This is a genomic window from Shewanella gaetbuli (genome assembly GCF_023284065.1).
GTDB classification, from domain to species: domain Bacteria; phylum Pseudomonadota; class Gammaproteobacteria; order Enterobacterales; family Shewanellaceae; genus Shewanella; species Shewanella gaetbuli.
In genome coordinates this window covers 1-18104 of sequence record NZ_JAKIKP010000011.1, presented here as the reverse complement: position 1 = coordinate 18104, position 18104 = coordinate 1, and the positions used below count along the sequence as shown (strand labels likewise).

The 18104-nt window shown below is 41.1% G+C and carries 16 protein-coding genes and 1 pseudogene; 3 read left to right on the top strand and 14 right to left on the bottom strand.

Translation table 11 applies throughout. From position 1 onward, the window contains the following. Window positions 1–2: 2 nt before the first annotated feature. From L2672_RS13490 to L2672_RS13465, 6 genes are all read right to left on the bottom strand, one after another. The gene (locus tag L2672_RS13490; RefSeq protein ID WP_248996363.1) at window positions 3–1622 is read right to left on the bottom strand and encodes a methyl-accepting chemotaxis protein; all 1620 of its coding nucleotides are present in this window, start codon (window positions 1620–1622) and stop codon (window positions 3–5) included. 163 nt (window positions 1623–1785) lie between these two features. Continuing rightward, window positions 1786–3183 (bottom strand): FAD-binding oxidoreductase, encoded by a 1398-nt coding sequence (locus L2672_RS13485; RefSeq protein ID WP_275975047.1) that lies wholly within the window; start codon window positions 3181–3183, stop codon window positions 1786–1788. 75 nt (window positions 3184–3258) lie between these two features. After that, window positions 3259–4920, bottom strand: coding sequence for a hydroxylamine reductase (gene hcp / locus L2672_RS13480; RefSeq protein ID WP_248996362.1), 1662 nt, complete (start codon window positions 4918–4920; stop codon window positions 3259–3261). 308 nt (window positions 4921–5228) lie between these two features. Next, window positions 5229–6806 (bottom strand): FG-GAP repeat domain-containing protein, encoded by a 1578-nt coding sequence (locus tag L2672_RS13475; protein ID WP_248996361.1) that lies wholly within the window; start codon window positions 6804–6806, stop codon window positions 5229–5231. Window positions 6807–6833: 27 nt separating this feature from the next. Further along, on the bottom strand, window positions 6834–7619 hold the full coding sequence (locus tag L2672_RS13470; protein ID WP_248996360.1) for an EcsC family protein: 786 nt from the start codon (window positions 7617–7619) through the stop codon (window positions 6834–6836). A gap of 208 nt (window positions 7620–7827) precedes the next feature. After that, window positions 7828–9156, bottom strand: a complete 1329-nt coding sequence (locus tag L2672_RS13465) for a M20 metallopeptidase family protein (protein ID WP_248996359.1) — start codon at window positions 9154–9156, stop codon at window positions 7828–7830. A 185-nt stretch (window positions 9157–9341) separates the two neighbouring features. Here L2672_RS13465 and L2672_RS13460 point away from each other — a divergent pair, with 185 nt between their 5' ends. Together L2672_RS13460 and L2672_RS13455 are read left to right on the top strand one after the other, a co-directional pair. Beyond that, complete coding sequence (locus L2672_RS13460; RefSeq protein WP_248996358.1) at window positions 9342–10328, top strand: ecdysteroid 22-kinase family protein; 987 nt, start codon at window positions 9342–9344, stop codon at window positions 10326–10328. A 39-nt stretch (window positions 10329–10367) separates the two neighbouring features. Next, on the top strand, window positions 10368–10733 hold the full coding sequence (locus tag L2672_RS13455; protein ID WP_248996357.1) for a response regulator: 366 nt from the start codon (window positions 10368–10370) through the stop codon (window positions 10731–10733). 277 nt (window positions 10734–11010) lie between these two features. Here L2672_RS13455 and L2672_RS13450 read toward each other — a convergent pair whose 3' ends face one another. Further along, window positions 11011–12105 carry a branched-chain amino acid aminotransferase gene (locus L2672_RS13450; RefSeq protein WP_248996356.1) on the bottom strand — a complete coding sequence of 365 codons (1095 nt, stop codon included), beginning with the start codon at window positions 12103–12105 and terminating at the stop codon, window positions 11011–11013. A 497-nt stretch (window positions 12106–12602) separates the two neighbouring features. Here L2672_RS13450 and L2672_RS13445 point away from each other — a divergent pair, with 497 nt between their 5' ends. Then, entirely contained in the window at window positions 12603–12803 is a 201-nt protein-coding gene (locus L2672_RS13445; RefSeq protein WP_248996355.1) for a cell division protein ZapB, read from the top strand. Between the two features lie 9 nt (window positions 12804–12812). Here the strand turns inward: L2672_RS13445 and L2672_RS13440 are convergent, their stop codons facing one another. The 7 genes and pseudogenes from L2672_RS13440 to L2672_RS13410 form a co-directional block, all read right to left on the bottom strand. Further along, complete coding sequence (locus L2672_RS13440; RefSeq protein ID WP_248996354.1) at window positions 12813–13022, bottom strand: DUF1107 domain-containing protein; 210 nt, start codon at window positions 13020–13022, stop codon at window positions 12813–12815. Between the two features lie 486 nt (window positions 13023–13508). Next, window positions 13509–14123, bottom strand: a complete 615-nt coding sequence (locus L2672_RS13435) for a thiol:disulfide interchange protein DsbA/DsbL (protein ID WP_248996353.1) — start codon at window positions 14121–14123, stop codon at window positions 13509–13511. A 177-nt stretch (window positions 14124–14300) separates the two neighbouring features. After that, window positions 14301–15290 (bottom strand): serine/threonine protein kinase, encoded by a 990-nt coding sequence (locus L2672_RS13430; protein WP_248996352.1) that lies wholly within the window; start codon window positions 15288–15290, stop codon window positions 14301–14303. Window positions 15291–15299: 9 nt separating this feature from the next. After that, window positions 15300–15608 (bottom strand): DUF3630 family protein, encoded by a 309-nt coding sequence (locus tag L2672_RS13425; protein ID WP_248996351.1) that lies wholly within the window; start codon window positions 15606–15608, stop codon window positions 15300–15302. 12 nt (window positions 15609–15620) lie between these two features. Further along, complete coding sequence (locus tag L2672_RS13420; protein WP_248996350.1) at window positions 15621–17114, bottom strand: protein adenylyltransferase SelO; 1494 nt, start codon at window positions 17112–17114, stop codon at window positions 15621–15623. Window positions 17115–17156: 42 nt separating this feature from the next. After that, on the bottom strand, window positions 17157–17489 hold the full coding sequence (locus L2672_RS13415; protein ID WP_248996349.1) for a hypothetical protein: 333 nt from the start codon (window positions 17487–17489) through the stop codon (window positions 17157–17159). A gap of 85 nt (window positions 17490–17574) precedes the next feature. Beyond that, window positions 17575–18104: pseudogene (locus L2672_RS13410) on the bottom strand (hypothetical protein); the annotation flags it as partial.

Below are 18104 nucleotides of genomic sequence, written 5' to 3'. Positions count from 1 at the left end.
CTTTAAATTTCAAACTTTTTAATCTCACTTTCTAAATCTGCAGTGAGATGTTGAATGTCTTCACTGACATTATTGGCTTGTTCAGAGACTTTATTCGTTTGAGCTGCGGTATCAGCAATTAACACGATGCGTTTTGCAGAGTCTTCGCCCGCCGCTAACTGCTCAGTCGCCGCGGCGGAGATTTGCTGGCTCATATAGGCGATATCAGATAATGATTGAGCAATATTTTTAAGCTCATCCGACACTTTGGTAGATTTAACAACCGTTTCTTCACTGGTCACCATACTTTGGTTCACCGATGACTTAGCATCTTGCGTGGCTTGTTGCAGTTTATCGATCATTTGCTTAATTTGTTCGGTGCTTGTCTGCGTACGTTGAGCCAGTTGTCTGACTTCATCGGCAACAACCGCAAAACCACGACCTTGTTCTCCAGCTCTAGCAGCCTCAATAGCCGCATTTAAGGCTAATAAATTAGTTTGCTCTGCAATGCCTTGTATCACCTGTAGCACACTGGCAATGTTATTCACCTCATCATCAAGCACTTGAATATTTTTTCCGGCACTTTCTATCTGTGATTCTAGTAGTGAAATGGTTTGTGCTGATTCTTGGGTTAATTGATGCGCACTAATACCTTGTAGTTCAGCGGCATTGACCGAATCAGCCGCTTGCTTAGCATGCTCAGCCACATTGGCAGACGAAGCGGTTAATTCTGTAATGGCTGAAGCAACCATTTGAGTTTCATCATGCATAGAGCGGGTTAATTGATCTAATTCATTAGAGCGTTTAGCCGCACCATCTGCCTGTGAGTGCAACACATCTGTGGCACTTTTTATCCCTTTCACCACGCCTTGCAGGCCGATTTGCATATAATTCATCGCTCCTACTACGCTATTTTTATGGGCATTGGCAAACGCGGCTTGTTGGCGTAAATCCCCTCTAGAAACACTTAATACAAATTGATGTACTTCAGTAATTTCAGCCCCTAACGCACGTCCTAAATCAACGCCAAATTTGGCTACAGATAAGGTTAAAATTATCCCAATAATGATAGCAAAGGTTAATAAGCCGCTGGCAACTGACCAGTATCGGGCGTCAGCTTCTGCATAACTAATCCCCGTGCCCACATACCAATGCCAATGAGCCGATTGTTGCACAACTGAAGTAAGGTCAACGATGGTGCCATCTCGCATGGATGTCCATTCATAGGTAATAATTTTGTCAGTTTGTTGACCAACTAAACGCTGCACCATTTGACCGACACTATTGCCGTTAGCATCCGTAAAGTCGTTGAAACTGGTACCGTGAAGTTGTGGATCATGGGGTGTTGCGATGAAGTTCATTTCATTATCAACCACATAAACATATTCTGAATCGTGATATTTATTTTCACGCAACACTTGGGTCGCTAAGGCTTTTGCCTGTTCTTCTGACAATTGACCTGATAATTGAAATTGTTCAAACTGCGCGACAATATTGGCGGTGCTTCTCATCAACTGGTTAATGCGGGCGATATTGTCGCTGTGGCTAGAATCAGATAACGCATGTAGCCCGCCAAATGCTATGCCTAAACTAGACACAAATAAAAATGAGGCAAATAGTATTATTTTTGTTTTCAGTGTCATTAATTAGCCCCTTTGCTGATGTCATTATTAAACTTTCTTACTACAACATAAGTATATCGGCAATGCTACTGATTATTTAACACTTTAATAACAATAAAATTTTGATTAAAAAAAAGCCTGCTTAAAGCAGGCTGTTGTCAATGAGTAAAATCGTACTTTAGAATTAGCCCAATGATAATTGCACATCAGACTTAATGGTGGTTGAACACGCTAACACATACCCCTGAGCAATTTCTTCTGCCGTCAGTGTCATCTGGCTAGTACTGTTGACTTCACCTTGAGTCACTTTACATTTGCACGCACCACACACCCCACTTCTACAGGCCGCAATAATAGGAAGCCCGGCTGACTCTATGCCATGCAGTAAGGTTTGATCTGCACCTAATGGAATATCTTTATCAGCAATTTTCAACATAAAGCCCCCTTGAGCCTTATGTTGCTCAGGGCTTAATGTCGTTGTGCTTAGTGCCGCAGACACCGCAGTTTGCCCATCACCAAAACTTTCTTGGTAAAAGTTATCCATATTAAATTTAGCGGTCACTAACAGACTTTTCACTGCATCCATGTAAGGTTTTGGCCCACATATAAATACAGTTCTGCTTTGGTAATCTGGTACTAATTGAACAAGCTTTTCAATAGTTAATCGCCCTGACTCTATTTGGGTATCAGCATAGCGCTTGGTTAAGGCCTGAGTGTTTGCATCATCTTCCAATACATAACTTAAACTAAACTGGCTACTACGCTGCGCCATACTGGCCATTGCATCAGCAAAAATAATATCTTCAGCAGAGCGAGCACTATGTACAAAAGCAATGTCGCTATCTACGGTTGTGTCACATAACCATCTCGACATTGAGTGCATGGGTGTTACCCCACTACCAGCGCTTAAAAATAGGTACTTCTGTGCTTTTATGTCTACAAGGTTAAATACGCCAGCAGGCCCTGTAACGGTAACGTCATCATTAACATTCAACTGCTTAGCTAAGTAGTTTGACACCAATCCACCTGGAATTTGCTTCACAGTAACAATTAACGAATAAGGCCTAGAAGGCGAAGAGGCAATGGTATAACTACGATAAACGGGCTTGCCACTAATGTTCAATTTAAAGGTGATAAATTGCCCCGGTTTGTAATTAAACTTTACGGGCTCGATGCCTTGGAACCTAAAGCTAGTGACATCGTGAGTTTCTTGCCACTTTTCAACACACCGTAACGTGACTTCACCCACTTGCCACTCCTCTGCAGCTAAAGTGTTAGCGTGATCAACTTGCGTTTGAGGGCGTTGAATTTGTGAGGTTTGCTGTTTGGCTAATGCCCCTGAAAATGAAAAGCCTGTGCTAGTTTTCACTACTGGTTTAGCTGGAGAGGCCTGTTGGCTTTGTTTTGATGATAAGGCTGACGAAAATGAGAAACCACCTTTTGCTGAGCTCTCTTTATTAACCGCATCAGATTTTGCCGTTATTGAGGGAGAAGTTTGTGGCGTTGTGACAGGTTCTGCTGATGTTTTTTCTGCTTGAGCAGCACTTAATGCCGATGAAAATGAAAATCCTGATGTGCTCATAAGTTACCTATTTGATAAAAATTAAACAGAAAAAAGCGATAATAACCTTGAGGCTATTATCGCTATGCCACCCGCTTAAGCTGCTTTGTTAATCATGGCGTGTAAGTCTGTTGCCACGTCAGTTGTAGTACGAAGTCCAAATTGCTCTTCTAAGATTTTTGCTAAGTTTTCAGTTAAGAAACCCGGCGCACTTGGACCAGTACGGATATTTTTAACTCCTAGCGATAACAGCGTCAGCAATACCACAATGGCTTTTTGCTCAAACCAAGATAACACTAGGTGAAGTGGCAGCTCGTTAATGTCGCAGTCGAAAATATCTTTTAACGCTAACGCTAATTGAATTGCTGAATAAGCATCATTACATTGACCCACATCTAATAAGCGTGGCACGCCATTGATGTCTCCAAACTCAAGTTTGTTGAACTTATATTTACCACAACCTAGGGTTAAAATAATGGCGTCATCTGGTACTGATGTCGCTAAATCAGTAAAGTAGCTACGCTCTGCTTTATCACCGTCACAGCCACCAATTAAGAAGAAGTTTTTAATCGCGCCATTTTTAACGTTTTCAACTACTGTAGGCGCTGCGGCCATTAACGCATTGCGCGCAAAGCCAATGGTGATCATGTGCGGAATTTCATCATACTTAAAGCCTTCAAGCTCAAGGGCTTTGTCAATTACTGCACTAAAATCTTCACCTTCAATATGGGTAACTCCCGGCCAACCAACAATACTGCGGGTAAAAATGCGGTCAGAATAGTTGCCTACATTTGGGTCAATAATACAGTTAGATGTCATGACCACTGCACCGGGGAAAGTGGCAAACTCTTGTTGCTGATTTTGCCAAGCACTGCCGTAGTTGCCCACTAAGTGTGAATACTTTTTAAATGTTGGGTACGCTAAAGCAGGCAACATTTCACCATGGGTGAAGACATTAATGCCTTTACCTTCTGTTTGTTGCAATATTAGCTCTAGGTCTTTCATGTCATGGCCTGATACTAAAATCGCTTTGCCTTTTACTGACTTAGTATTCACTTGCGTTGGTTCTGGGTGACCAAACGCAGTAGTTTCGCCGGTATCTAGCATGGCCATAACACGATAATTTAATTGGCCAATTTGCATGGCGGTATTAAACAGCTTGTCGACATCAACTGAATCTTCACCCAAAAATGCCATAATTTGATGGAACTCAGCGGCAATTTCGTGATCGGTTTGATCAAGCACTCTTGCATGCTCCATATAAGCTGCAGCACCTTTTAAGCCGTATAAGCAAAGTAGTCTTAAGCCTAAAATATCTTCATGAACCTCACCACGATTTGGCAATGCAATAGGTGCTTGCTCTAATAACTCAGGTTTAGTAGCTGCAAGGTTAAGAGTGCCTTGAGCAGCAATCACTTCTGCTTCAACGCCATTTTCTTTACAGGCTTGCTCATAAGCTGATTTTAATTGCTCACGGTATGTTTGTGCTTGTCTTGCGTAATCAATTAAACGTTCATCATCAAAGTTTACGTTGGTCAATGTGGCAAAAAATGCTTTCGGTACAAAAGTGTCAATATCGCCATCCACAATATTGAACTCTCTTGCTTTCACAGCATATGCAGAAACGCCTTGCAGCATATAAATCAGTAAGTCTTGTAAATCTGATGTAGACGCTAACTTGCCACACATACCTTGAGAATAATTACAGCCGTTTCCTTCGGGGGTTCTAATTGTTTGCTCACACTGCACACAAAACATAACGAGGCTCCTATAAATAGCTTATTTTTAATCATGCATTAAAATTACATGTTTTAAGTTAGTCTACTCTTTACGGTGTAAAGCTAAAGGAATTTTTGCGACAAATATGCAGTTGTTTGATCTACATCAACTTAAGCTTTCGCTAAATTGCAGGTGAAAAATCAGCTAAAATAATGAAAAAAAACACGTAAACATGAGTTACGCGCTTAAAAAATCATTCATCATTATTCGATAACATTTATCGAGCTATGGTTACTGAGTAATAATTACTGAACCATTGTTACTTGGAAATAATTACTGAGCTATTTTTACTGAGCTATAAACACCAACACTTTACGCTGTAATGCTTTGTCGTCCTGACGGCCATAATGCACCAGCAGGTCATCTTTGCCATCGTGATTAATGTCGGTCAACTTCACCATTGAACCTTCTGTAGGTAAGGCAAACTTCAACTCATCGCTACGGCTTACAAAAGGGCTAGCCCCTGCTTTGCCCTGATATATTTTCAAGCTTTTTTCATCATCAGACAGAATTAACTCTTTAAAGCCATCACCGTTTAAGTCACCTAAGCTCACAACAGGCTCACCACTTTGCCCTGAAGTTAAGCTGAAGTTTAATTCAACTTCTTGAGTCAAGTTGGCTGATTTAGGGAAAATATATTGGTCATTCATTTTAAAAACATACACGTCTTGATCAATGCTGCCGGATAATAGCGCCCCAATAATTTGCGAAATACCAATATCAAACCCTGATACCACCACCTCTAACTTAGCGTCGCTGTCGAGGTCAACAAAGTTAAGTCCACTTAATGTGCCATCTGCCCGAATAACGCTATTGGCTTCACGTGGGAAAAACAACACGTTATCTTTGTTCTGCCCTAAATACACTTCATAGTCATTGCTGCGATCAAACACACCACTACTTTTGGTATATCGCACCACAAGATCGGTAATGCCATCAGCATTAATGTCGGCTATTTTCTCTACTTTGCGGTACATCAAATCACTTTGATCCAGTTGTCGCCCGTAGATATCCCGTTTATTCCACCAATCAACACCACTAATTGGCTGACTAACAGAAATGTAATTAGCACTATTGGTAAACAAACCACTGTCTAACTGGGTGTAAACCTCTAATAATCCCTCGCCCACCTTAATAATGTCGTCTTTACCGTCAAAATTGGTATCTGTTATGTGCAATTCAGGGCGGCTATATTCTGCTCCACTTTTAGTCAGCTCGATAATGGGCAATAAAGGTAAAGACTGGCGAGTAAAGTTAGGTATTGCAGCTGACGAGCCAGGCTGAGATAACATTAAGTGGACTTCTTTAAAGTCACTAATAATGATATCGCCTTCACCGTCATTATTAATATCTTTAACAAATTGCCCCCGCGAAATAAAATCAGCTTGAGGTACTAAAGTGATTGAGCTAATAGGTGCAATATTCACTATTTCGCTCACTGTGGGTTGGTTCTCTACTGAGGCTAAAACAGCATGACCGGGTTGATAAAACCATAGGCTATCGGCACTTAAAAAATACAGTTTTTGAAGCTGGCGTTTATCGGTAAGTTCGTCAGGAAGATAAACATCATAACGATATAAGTCATGACTTAATGGCTGCTTATCTAATAACACCAACTTGTCGTTACTAAAGCCATAAATATATAGCCAACGTTGATACTTACCATCTACGCCAATAGCAATAATTTCATTGCCCTCATTATCAAGAATATTGGCCGAAAAAGCCGGTTGAACTAACTCGATATCAGCTTCAATGGTGTATTCTAAAAAAGTCAGTTTCTCTTGTGCTTTAGCGGAACCTGTAAATAGTGTGCTTAAGGCTGCTAAACCAGATACAAGGGGGATTAATATAGAGTTCAATCTCATTGGAATTGTAGTCCTTACAAAATGATGTCACTGAGCTTCAATAAGCTCATATTGCTGACGAATTAGTTCACTGCCGTAGCACCGCTCTAGCCTTCTTATTACAAAGTGCCCGCGAGCCATTTCTTGAAAGTGGTTAATAAATAAGGTGTTTATAATCGCCCCGCCCGCTGCACCTAATGCGGGTATTGCTTGTGCAGCAACTTTTTGAGTCACTTGCACTCCAAATCGTTCCGCAATTATTGCGACTAATTTAACTAATACCGGCGCGGCTTCTTTAGATATACCTTTACTGGCAACATATTCAGCGGCTTCAGCAATGGTATTAGCCAATACGGTTCTAACGGCAAAATAGCCTTGTTCTGCGCTATCATCTTTATCTGAATTTCCTCCTAGTGCGAACACAGACAAACACGCTAATTGGGCATCAGTTTGAGTGATTATCTCCCCTTCACTTCTGGCTATATCTGCAATTGACCGCAGCATAATGGTAGTTGATACCGGTAACTCAACAGCTATAGCACTTAACCCCCAAAATCCGCCAACACTGCCGCTGAGTGCTGCGCCAAGTTTGTGTAATTTATTGGAGGACTCTGTTCCTGGCTTATCTTTTAAGGTAAATAAAGCCACTTGGCAGGCTTTCATTAGTGCAGCCTGAGTCACTTGGCTTACGGTGGTATTAATGCTTTTAGGCAGTAGCGCAAAGCCTTTTTCTATAGGTGCGCCTAAATAATCCGTCAGCTTAGCCGCTAAACCGGGGTTTTCCAGTTGCAACTTAGCCTGCACTAATGCGTTAAAATCTTCCTCTGATAACATATTGTTGTTACTTAACCTGATCTGCGTATAAGAAATTAGCTAATATACTGATTTATAATATTTTTACTTTAAAATGCATTTCTAGAGAGGTATTTTTGCTTAGAACAAGGCAAATTTGTGCGTCAATAGCTAGCCTATTGCAAACAAATTTAACGCAGTTATCAGTAAAAATAGGCTCTAGAAAGCAAGTTGTTATGCGCAGCTCAGGTTACTTATGATTAAACACATCAATGGCCGCACGAGTCATACTTCTCACTCCCGTTTTAATGGTTAACGGATAATCTGGTGCAAATTGACTAGAATGCAATGAAGGTAAGGTATGCCCTAATTCAACACTCTGTTGATACGTTTTTGGCTCGACCGCCCCTAACCAAAACAAGGTTATAGGGACATTTTCAGCGGTTCGACCAAATAAACCAAAATCTTCACCCGCCATTACTGGTGGCGCAACTTGAACATTGTTTTGGCCTATTTCAGCCTCAATACTGGCTTTTACTTTGGCGGCAAGCTCTGGGTTATTGTAGGTGGATGGAATAGACTCATCATCATGCACTATCACCTCGGGTAATAAATCATCAGATAACCCTGCACTAATAGCTATGCCCTTGGTTATCCGTTTAATGGCGGCAATTTGTTGTTGTCGAACCTCAGGATTATATGAACGTAAAGTTAACTGTAATGTCACTTGATTAGAAATAATATTGTGTTTTGAACCGCCATGAATTGAGCCGACAGTGACTACGTTTGGTTCAAGGGGAGACACTTCTCGGCTGGGAATAGTTTGCAGAGCCATAACGGTTCTTGCTGCTAACACCACAGGGTCAATGGTGGTATGTGGATATGCCCCATGCCCACCCTTACCTTTAATATGAATATCCACAGAATCAACGTTTGCCAGCGCATAACCACTTATCGCACCCACCTGCCCAGCAGGAATGGTAGCACTCACATGTAAACCCAATACGGCATCGGGCGTTGAAAATTGCTGATATAACCCTTGTTTTAACATCGCTTTAGCGCCGCCACCCACTTCTTCGGCTGGCTGAGCGACCATCATTAATGTGCCTTGCCATTGCTGTTTATTAAGCACCATTTGTTGAGCGGTACCAATTAAGCTAGTCATATGAATATCGTGGCCACAGCCATGCATTACGCCAACGGTGTTATTGTGTTCATCTAGGGTTGTGACAACAGAGGCATAGGGCTTTCCTGTTTGCTCAACAATAGGTAAACCATCCATGTCAGCACGGATCATCACCGTAGGCCCAGAGCCATTTTCATAAATCGCCACAACACCATAGCCACCAAAATTGTCAGTGACCTTAAACCCTAAGTCTTGCAACTGTTTCGCCATTTTGGCACTGGTATTTTTCTCTTGATACGACAACTCAGGTGACTGATGTAAATCTAAATATAGCGCGTTAAGTTCAGGCATTGCTTGCTCAACACTGTCAGCTAATTTAGATGCACTGGCAAAAGACCCCGTTGCAAAGGTCAATAGCGCCGCAACGACTGTCGCGTATTTGGTATTGGACATAAAAGCACGATTAATCATAAAGGCAAGAGGTTAATTGAATGTTACATATAACCTAACACAGTAATCAATATTGCGTAATACACCCGCTGTGACAAAACATTTCAACTGTAGCGTTCGATAAAAGCAGGTAAACTGCAAAAGATAACCTCCCGCTAATTACAGCTATAAGAGATATAACATCGGATATGAATGACAAACTGACCGCAAAAATACTTAGCGTATTACCGGCTCAAAAAGTGACTAACATTGAATTAATTCAACCATTGTGGAGTCATTATGGAGAGCTCATTAGGGTTCATCTTGAAGGATGCTCTTATTCATCTGTTATCGTAAAACATATTCGCTTTCCAGAGCAGAACTTACACCCTAAGGGCTGGCACTCTCAGCTTTCACACTCACGCAAACTATTTTCATATCAAGTTGAAGTCAATTGGTACAAGCATTTTAGCCAGTTATGTGCAGATAATTGTGCTGTTCCACAATGCTTATATGTTGAACAATCTGCCTCTGGTGTGTTACTTATTCTACAAGATCTCGCTACCTGTGGTTTTAGTGCATTAGTAAAAACGCCAAATGAAACCAGCATCAAAGCTTGTTTACGATGGCTTGGGCATTTTCACGGGCAATTTATGCATCATTCAGCCGACGGGCTTTGGCCAATAGGCACTTATTGGCATTTAAATACCCGCCCTGATGAGTTAGTGGCATTAGACGATAAAGCACTCAAAAATGCAGCAGAGCAATTAGATAACAAGTTAAACCAATGCCAGTTTCAAACCTTAGTGCACGGTGATGCAAAACTGGCTAACTTTTGCTTCAGCGATGATCATCAACAAGCCGCTGCGGTAGACTTTCAATATATTGGCCAAGGTTGTGGCATGAAAGATATCGCATACTTTTTAAGTAGCGTGCTGCCTTTTGAACTCACTTATCAACAACTTGAGCTTCAAGTCGAGCAATATTTGAACTATTATTTTGATCAGTTAAAATTAGGCGTTAACCAATACCATCCTGAGATCAATGCTGATGAGCTGGTTAAATCGTGGCGTTCACTCTATGAGATTGCTTGGGCGGACTTTCATCGTTTTTTAAAAGGCTGGAGTCCAGAGCACCATAAAATCAATGCTTACTCTGAGACTTTAACGGTAAAAGCATTAGCAATTTTAAACTAATCACTTACACTAACATAACCACTTCAAAAGGTAAGCAATATGAATAGTAAGCAAATTTTGGTCATTGATGACGACCCAGTCAGCACAGGTATCTTATTAGCAATATTGGGAGATGAACACCGAGTTGTCTCAGCTAATTCAGGTTCTGCTGCAATTGAATTATTAATCAACATGCATCCTGATTTAATTTTATTAGATATAAACATGCCAAATATTAATGGATATCAGGTCATTAAGCATCTCAAAGGTAATCCCGAAACCGCAGATATTCCTATCGTGGTGATCAGTAGCTTAACGGAAGAAAGCGACCAAGAATTTGGTAAAAGAGTCGGTGCAGATAGCTATCTCACAAAACCAATATCACCTTCTGATATTCAATGTACTATTGAAAAGTTTTTAGCGTAGTTTCTTTACGCACCTAGTAGCATTAGGCCAAATTAACTTTGGCCCGCTATTCACATTCATAAAACCTCGACGTTTTGCTAGTGATAGCGGTCTCCCTCAACTCTCAATCGCCGTGCTACCCCTTTAGCACCTAATCTCTTTGACTAAAATAAAAACACCTGTATCTCAAAAAACGCCTCAGCCTTCATAGCTTGTGACATAACAATATGCGCGATAAAAAAACCCGCCAGCTAATTAAGCTGGCGGATTTTATTTTTCTAAATTAGAGGCTTACTTTTTAAGGCGCGACACGCTCTACCCGTTTAACCCAACCTTCAGGCCCTTGAGTTAGCCCTTTTTGAATGTCGGTAAAGACCTTATAGATTTTTTGAATATGTGGGCCAACTTTACCGTCACCCACGGTGATAACACGATGATCTTCAAAAATGTATGACGTCACAGGTGAAACCACCGCCGCCGTACCAAAACCACCGGCTTCAATAATCTCACCAGACTCAATGTCGGCAATAAACTTATCAAGCATTACGGTTTCTTGGCGAACTTCACAGCCTAGCATATCACCTAACTCTAGAATCGATTTGGAAGTGATTGACTGCAAAATCGTATCGGTGAATTTAGGAATAATAATGGTGCCATCTTTTAAGATATGGAAGTGGTTCATTGCACCAACTTCTTCAATCTGTTGGTTATTGGCATCTAAATACAATACTTGTGCTGCACCGTATTCAGCCGCAGCCTTACCTGCTCGTAAAGACGCAGCATAATTACCCGCGGCTTTAGACGCGCCAGTGCCACCCGATACTGCACGGTGGAACTTGGTGGTAATCAATAAGCGAATACCTTCGTTAACACCACCTGAAGAATAATAAGCTCCAGACGGACTTAACATGACACAAAACGTGTATTGCTGGCTTGGACTAACCGATAAACGGTCTTCGGTAGCAAAAATAAATGGACGAATGTATAAACATGCCCCTTCTTGCATAGGGAACCAGTTTCTATCAACATCAATTAAGGCATTAATAGCGTCCAACTGCATTTGCTCATCAATATTGGGAATACACACAATATCTGCAGAACGGTTCATACGCTGAGCATTCATATTTAAACGAAATGTGTAAATTTCGCCATCATCATGCATAAAGGCTTTTGCGCCCTCAAAAATTGATTGGCCATAATGAAGCGTCATGGCTCCGGGTGCCATTTCAAAAGGGCCATAAGGCACAATGCGCGGATCACACCATTGACCGTCACGGTAATCCATCAAAAACATATGGTCAGTACGCAGTTTACCAAAGCCTACATTACCTTCGGGTGTAAACTGCTCAGTGCGGCGCTCTGACGCGGGTTTTAAATTATATTTTATATCCATTGCATACCACCTTAAAAACTGAGCTTGAAGACTATGGAGAGCCGTAAATAAAGTCAAGTTAACCGTCATGTTTTGTTGTGTCATTGACGTCAATTCAACGTAACAATACTTATAATCCCGTTAACGCTAGCAATGCTTAACAAATGATACTGTGTTGCTACCATTTGATTTCACCAATTAAGGGGAGCCATAAAGCATGCCGTAATGCTCTAACTTGAAATCCTAACCAACATCGGCTTAATGATACTGATATTCGATTGCTACTAAGATAAATTAACGATTAATTGCTAAAAAGTATCATGAAAAATAGCAAAATCACCAGATGCTCAATGATGATTTTATTCATAGTGAGCCACCTTAAACAGCAATATCATCCCTCAACACAAAAATAGTATTAAATTTTGACTATTTTTTGTTCAGTTGACGATAAAGGCTATTCCACTGAGGCCTGTCGCTGATAGAATCAAGGTTCCATATAGAAACCATTAGGACTCCCCATGAGCCTTGAATTACTGTCCCAACTGGAAAACAAGATCCAGGCGACTCTTGAAAATATTGAGCTACTAAAAATGGAGCTTGAAGAAGAGAAGCAAAAGAATAATGAACTAACAGAAAAAAACCAACAATTGCAGCAAGACCTTAACTCATGGAGTGATAAGGTCAACGGCCTTGTTGGTTTATTGAATAGCGAAGTTTAATGCTCGGCGTTATACCGCTTGTTGATGCTGTGATGACTCTATCAGTGCATTTAACTCTGAAACAGCCTGCCTCACTTTAGGTAGGCTTTTTTTATGGGCAACAAATCGTCCTTTATTGAATTCTAATTGACCTAAATCTTTTACCCATATCACACCAGTCAAAAAAATCCTGGCATGTTTAACAATTAATTTTGGGGCATAAACAGGAAACATTCTCATAGGGCCTCCTTCATTGGTTTTGCTGTTTTTAATATTTCCAATGTTAACTTCTTAGCCTTAAAGCAAGTTTAAGCGCTTTGTTGACAACCTATTACGATTATCAAAAATTTCGCCATTAAAATATGACTTATTATTAGCAAACATTTTGACCATTGAACATGGCAAAAGTTGCATCAACTTAAACTTTTTTAACAAAAAAAACACAATGCGACATAAAAATGCCGCTTGCCAATTTTTTGACACTTTGTTATTATCTTAAACGTTACTCAGGGTATAAAGAGCTATTTAGCTCGACACCGTACAGCTTTTTAAGCGTACGGTTTTTTTTTGCCTGCAAAAAATTGATGAGTTTCCAACAGCATCCGTCTCAACAAGCTATCAGCCACAAAAAAGGAGCCGAAGCTCCTTTAATCATAAAACTCAATCATGAGTGTTAAACCACTGTCACCCTCAAATATTGAGATAATGGCGCCCCTTGTTAGTGGATTACTTTTTGTTTTCAGCTAAGTAATAAGCGATATCTAATAGCTCGTCATAAGACTTAATCGCCCCCGTTTCTACACGGTATTTGCCATTAACAACTAATGACGGTACGCCAGAGATTTTTGCATTGGTGGTATCACGCTTCATTTTAGACATTTGCGCGTTCACCATAAATGAATTGGCTGCGGCATCAAAATCTTTACCTTCAACACCGTTAGCAATAAACAGTAAACGAAGATCTTTTAAGCTAGTGAAGCTCTGCTTTTTATCATGAATAGCAGAAAATATGGCTGGCTCAATTTTATCTTCTACTTTTAGCTGGTGAGCAATAGCAAATGCACGAGACATTTCTACACCCATTTCACGACCAATAAACTCAACGTGAGCTTGCTTGAAAGCAACACCTTCAGGAATAGTTTGCTCAATTTTTGGGATAACGGTTTTTGAGAAATTATAACAATGACCACAGAAGAACGAGAAAAACTCAGTAATCTCTGGTTTGGCAGTGCCAGGACCATCATTAATAACGGTGTAATGAACACCTTCTTTGTAGTCTGCAGCATTGGCCGCTAACGGTATAAATAATAATGCCGCTGCCATTAATAGTGCTTTTTTCATCGTAGTTCCTTTTGCAAAACGCATTTTTGTTTAAATAAAATCAATGTCGCCATATTAACTGCAACATTAAAAAATTCACAATATTCACTGGATTGTATTTGTAACAATTTACCGCGACCAGCAAATATTAAGTTTAATTAACCTTTTTAGATCAAAGTTCAGCAAGATAAAGCCAGCTTAAAACAAACTCAAAGGGGCTTCATCTAGCGCTGATAACTGCTCTTTAAAAGCCAGAGTTTGTTGCTCCCAATATTTGATATCACCAAACCATGGAAAGTTCATTGGAAAAGCGGGATCTTGCCAACGTTTTGCTAACCATGCGTTGTAATGCAACATTCTTAAAGCGCGTAATGGCTCTATTAGTGTCAGTTGTGACATTTGAAAATCAGCAAACTCTTGGTAGCCCTCTAACAAGGTATCTAGCTGTAACACTTGCTGCTGTCTGTCACCCGTTAACATCATCCAAATGTCTTGTACCGCTGGGCCTTGTTTGGCATCGTCTAAGTCAACAAATCCAGGGCCATCTGGTGTCCACAAAATATTACCAGGATGAAGATCACCATGCAGCCGAATAGAGGGAAACTGTTGGGTTTGCCAAACAGCCATAGCTTTATCAAGTACCTGCTCTGCCACGGTAAAAAACGCATTGGCTATTGCCCCTTCCACCATGCCACTTTGTTTTAAAAAAGCTAAGGGCTCTACTCCTAAAATTTCAGGGGTTAGCGGTTCACGGTGGGCAAAAGGTTTTTGCGATGCATACTGATGAATACGTCCAATAAAACGCCCTACTGCTTCTAGTTGGTCAAGGTTATCGACTTCAAACTGGCGTCCACCAATAGACTTGAACAGGGCAAAACGAAACCCTTTAAATGTATGTAATGTTTGACCATTAATCTGTTCAGGGGTGGCAATGGGCACTTCGTTGTCAGCTAACTCAATAGAATAGTCATGTTCTTCTTGAATTTGCTGATTGCTCCAACGGTTAGGGCGATAAAACTTCACCACATATCGTTTAGCTTGATCACTCCTAAATTGGTATACCCTATTTTCATAGCTGTTTAACGCCAACAAACCTGTTTCAGGAAAAACACCAATACTTTCGATGGCATCTAAAATTAAGTCTGGGGTTAAATCTTGATAATGAAACTCAGTTGCTTGCTCACTCATAGCGTTTTGTTACCTATTAGTTGGTGTAACATAGGGTGTTAGCAAACCATATAAATACTCAAGCACATCAAACTCGTCTGCTCGTTTGGTACTTATCCAGCAAATATCGCCATAAAATTCATAATGCAGCCATAATTGGCTACCTTCAAAATCTAGTAACCATTGGTGGCGGTCGGCTCCCCACTGGCGCTCACCAATACTGCAGTCTAAAGCGGCGGCAAGTGGCTCGGCAAACTGTTCAAAATGTTCAAAATCGATTTCAGCGCTGATCATCAGCGATAAATTATCTCGGTCTAACGTGGCGGAGTGTAACTTCATGTTTTATCTCATTTAGCTGCTGCAAGACATAATGAGCCCTTGTCCCCAATCAGGTGGACGTTTGGCAAAGTCTTGCATGTCTGGTTGCTCAGCAAACGGTTGGCGTAATAATTGATAAAGTTGCTCAAGCTTAGTGTTATCACCCTGCTCTTCTATGGCGATAATGGCTTCTTGAGCTAAATAATTGCGTAAAATATATTTGGGGTTAACGGCATTACGTGCTTGCTGCCATTGATTAATATCAGCCAGCTTGCCAACACGAAGCTGATAAGCGGCAAACCACTCATCATATTTGACGGTGTCTTGCATATCATCACGTAAGCTTGACTGGGTAGATGTTGGGTCAAGCTGGCCGAATTGGCGCAAGCTGTTAGTGTAATCTAATTGGTTTTTTTCTAGCATGGTGGTGAATTCACCAATTAACGCGAGATCTTGTTTTTGCTGCTCGGCCTGTGCTGCATCAAGGTGTTTTTTGTCTACTTGTTGTTGATTGTATTCAAAACTTGGCAAGCCCATTTTTTGCCCCATTAATTGCAGATATTGGTCAACAAGATGACGTTGATATTGATTCAATGCATTAATTAGATCATCTGAATCAATCAATGGCGTAAGGGCTTGTGCCAAACGTTGTAAATTCCAAAAACCAATACCGGGTTGCTGACCAAAAGCATAACGGCCTTCATGATCAGAATGGTTGCAAATAAAGTCTTCTTTAAAGGTGTCTAAAAATGAAAAAGGGCCAAAGTCAAAGCTGTCACCAATAATCGACATATTGTCGGTATTCATGACCCCATGTGCAAAGCCAACACTTTGCCAATGGGCGATCATTTTAGCCGTGGCCGCCACCACCTCATTAAACCATTGTACGTAACCCGCTTTATCAGTTGTTAAATGGGGAAAGTGCTGTTGAATGGTAAAGTCCACCAGCTGAGTTAATTGGGTTTTATCACCTTGTTGGGTATAGCTGAAGTATTCAAAATGGCCAAAACGAATGTGGCTTTTAGCTAAGCGTACAGTAATGGCAGCGGTTTCCTGACTTTCTCGCCATACCGGTAAGTCCGAGCCAATGACCGCTAATGCACGAGTGGTGGGCACATTTAGCGCAGCAAGCGCTTCAGAAACTAAAAACTCTCGTACCGCTGAGCGCATAACCGCTCTGCCATCTCCCATTCTTGAATAGGGCGTTGGGCCGCCACCTTTTAAAGCAACATCCCAAGCATCATGAGGACCAATGGCTTCACCTAAAATAATTGACCGACCATCGCCTAACCTTGGTGTATAGCCACCAAATTGATGACCACTATAAACTTGTGCGTAATAACTCGCACCGGGTGCGGCATGATTTGCCGACAATTGCATTAGCAATTCATCATTAGGTTGGCTTAGGCCAATTAATTGCGCGGCGTCTTCACTCCAACCCAACCAATGTGGGTTAGAGATGGGTTGCGGATAAACTTGACTGTAAAAACCGTCTAATTGCTCAAAAAAATCCTGTTTAAAGCGCATAAGCTTTCCCTGTAATTAGCTTCATAATGTCGGCAATTGCCACTACAACTGCTTTAGAAAATCTTTATCACTGACTAATTGACTACAACTGACTTGATTGTCATCCGCGATTTGGCATTGTTGCCCACAAATAAAGTCAACTTGCTCAGTAATTTCAACCCCTTGAATTCTAACAATTCCTGCGCCTTTAGCTTGGCACTGTTCTAAGGTGTTGTAGTAACCTTTAATAGCATCATAATTAAGGCTTAAGTCTGTTTTATTTGGGGTGTCTGCAAAATAAAATAATGTCCACTCTGGGCTTTTAATGCAGCCAGTTAACATGAATGTTGCTAGCGCGAAGGGAAGTAAAAATTTAACGCGTGGTTGGGCAGCCATGACGATTCCTTTATACAAAAGCAAAAAAGCGGACTGATGTCCGCTTTATGATTACATTATGATACTCGAAATTAGCTTAAGTTGATCATGAACTCGCTTTTAATTTCGCTTTTTCAATTCTGGTTTTGCGACCTTCAAACCCAGTAACGGTGCCATCTGATAATTGTCTATTAAGGGCGTGTTCACACAAGTTAATGGCACTATCAAATTGTTCTGTGTCATTTAACAAGGTGGTTAAGTGTAAATGTCCTGTGGCTTTGCTATCAACAAACTGCGCTTTGTCTTGTTGATATAACGCTTCAAACAAGCCGACATATTCATGCTGTAATGCGGCACCATATTGGCAATAGTCGGCCTGTTTGCGCATTTTATAGCAGTGAGCAATAACATTCGATAAAGCCTCAAATTGTTGTGACTCTGTTTCTGCTGCATTGGCTGCAACAATTAATTGCTTAAAGGCGTCACTTGCCCAGCTGCCTGCTTGGGGTAATTGGTTCGCTTTGGCTGGCTCTGGCTCTGGCTCTGGCTCTGGCTCTGGCTCTGGCTCTGGCTCTGGCTCTGGCTCTGGCTCTGGCTCTGGCTCTGGCTCTGGCTCTGGCTCTGGCTCTGGCTCTG

Excerpts from the sequence above, each read along its gene's own strand:
- L2672_RS13490 (WP_248996363.1), bottom strand. The coding sequence starts at position 1,622 with ATGACACTGAAAACAAAAATAATACTATTTGCCTCATTTTTATTTGTG.
- L2672_RS13485 (WP_275975047.1), bottom strand. The coding sequence starts at position 3,183 with ATGAGCACATCAGGATTTTCATTTTCATCGGCATTAAGTGCTGCTCAA.
- hcp (WP_248996362.1), bottom strand. The coding sequence starts at position 4,920 with ATGTTTTGTGTGCAGTGTGAGCAAACAATTAGAACCCCCGAAGGAAAC.
- L2672_RS13475 (WP_248996361.1), bottom strand. The coding sequence starts at position 6,806 with ATGAGATTGAACTCTATATTAATCCCCCTTGTATCTGGTTTAGCAGCC.
- L2672_RS13470 (WP_248996360.1), bottom strand. The coding sequence starts at position 7,619 with ATGTTATCAGAGGAAGATTTTAACGCATTAGTGCAGGCTAAGTTGCAA.
- L2672_RS13465 (WP_248996359.1), bottom strand. The coding sequence starts at position 9,156 with ATGTCCAATACCAAATACGCGACAGTCGTTGCGGCGCTATTGACCTTT.
- L2672_RS13460 (WP_248996358.1), top strand. The coding sequence starts at position 9,342 with ATGAATGACAAACTGACCGCAAAAATACTTAGCGTATTACCGGCTCAA.
- L2672_RS13455 (WP_248996357.1), top strand. The coding sequence starts at position 10,368 with ATGAATAGTAAGCAAATTTTGGTCATTGATGACGACCCAGTCAGCACA.
- L2672_RS13450 (WP_248996356.1), bottom strand. The coding sequence starts at position 12,105 with ATGGATATAAAATATAATTTAAAACCCGCGTCAGAGCGCCGCACTGAG.
- L2672_RS13445 (WP_248996355.1), top strand. The coding sequence starts at position 12,603 with ATGAGCCTTGAATTACTGTCCCAACTGGAAAACAAGATCCAGGCGACT.
- L2672_RS13440 (WP_248996354.1), bottom strand. The coding sequence starts at position 13,022 with ATGAGAATGTTTCCTGTTTATGCCCCAAAATTAATTGTTAAACATGCC.
- L2672_RS13435 (WP_248996353.1), bottom strand. The coding sequence starts at position 14,123 with ATGAAAAAAGCACTATTAATGGCAGCGGCATTATTATTTATACCGTTA.
- L2672_RS13430 (WP_248996352.1), bottom strand. The coding sequence starts at position 15,290 with ATGAGTGAGCAAGCAACTGAGTTTCATTATCAAGATTTAACCCCAGAC.
- L2672_RS13425 (WP_248996351.1), bottom strand. The coding sequence starts at position 15,608 with ATGAAGTTACACTCCGCCACGTTAGACCGAGATAATTTATCGCTGATG.
- L2672_RS13420 (WP_248996350.1), bottom strand. The coding sequence starts at position 17,114 with ATGCGCTTTAAACAGGATTTTTTTGAGCAATTAGACGGTTTTTACAGT.
- L2672_RS13415 (WP_248996349.1), bottom strand. The coding sequence starts at position 17,489 with ATGGCTGCCCAACCACGCGTTAAATTTTTACTTCCCTTCGCGCTAGCA.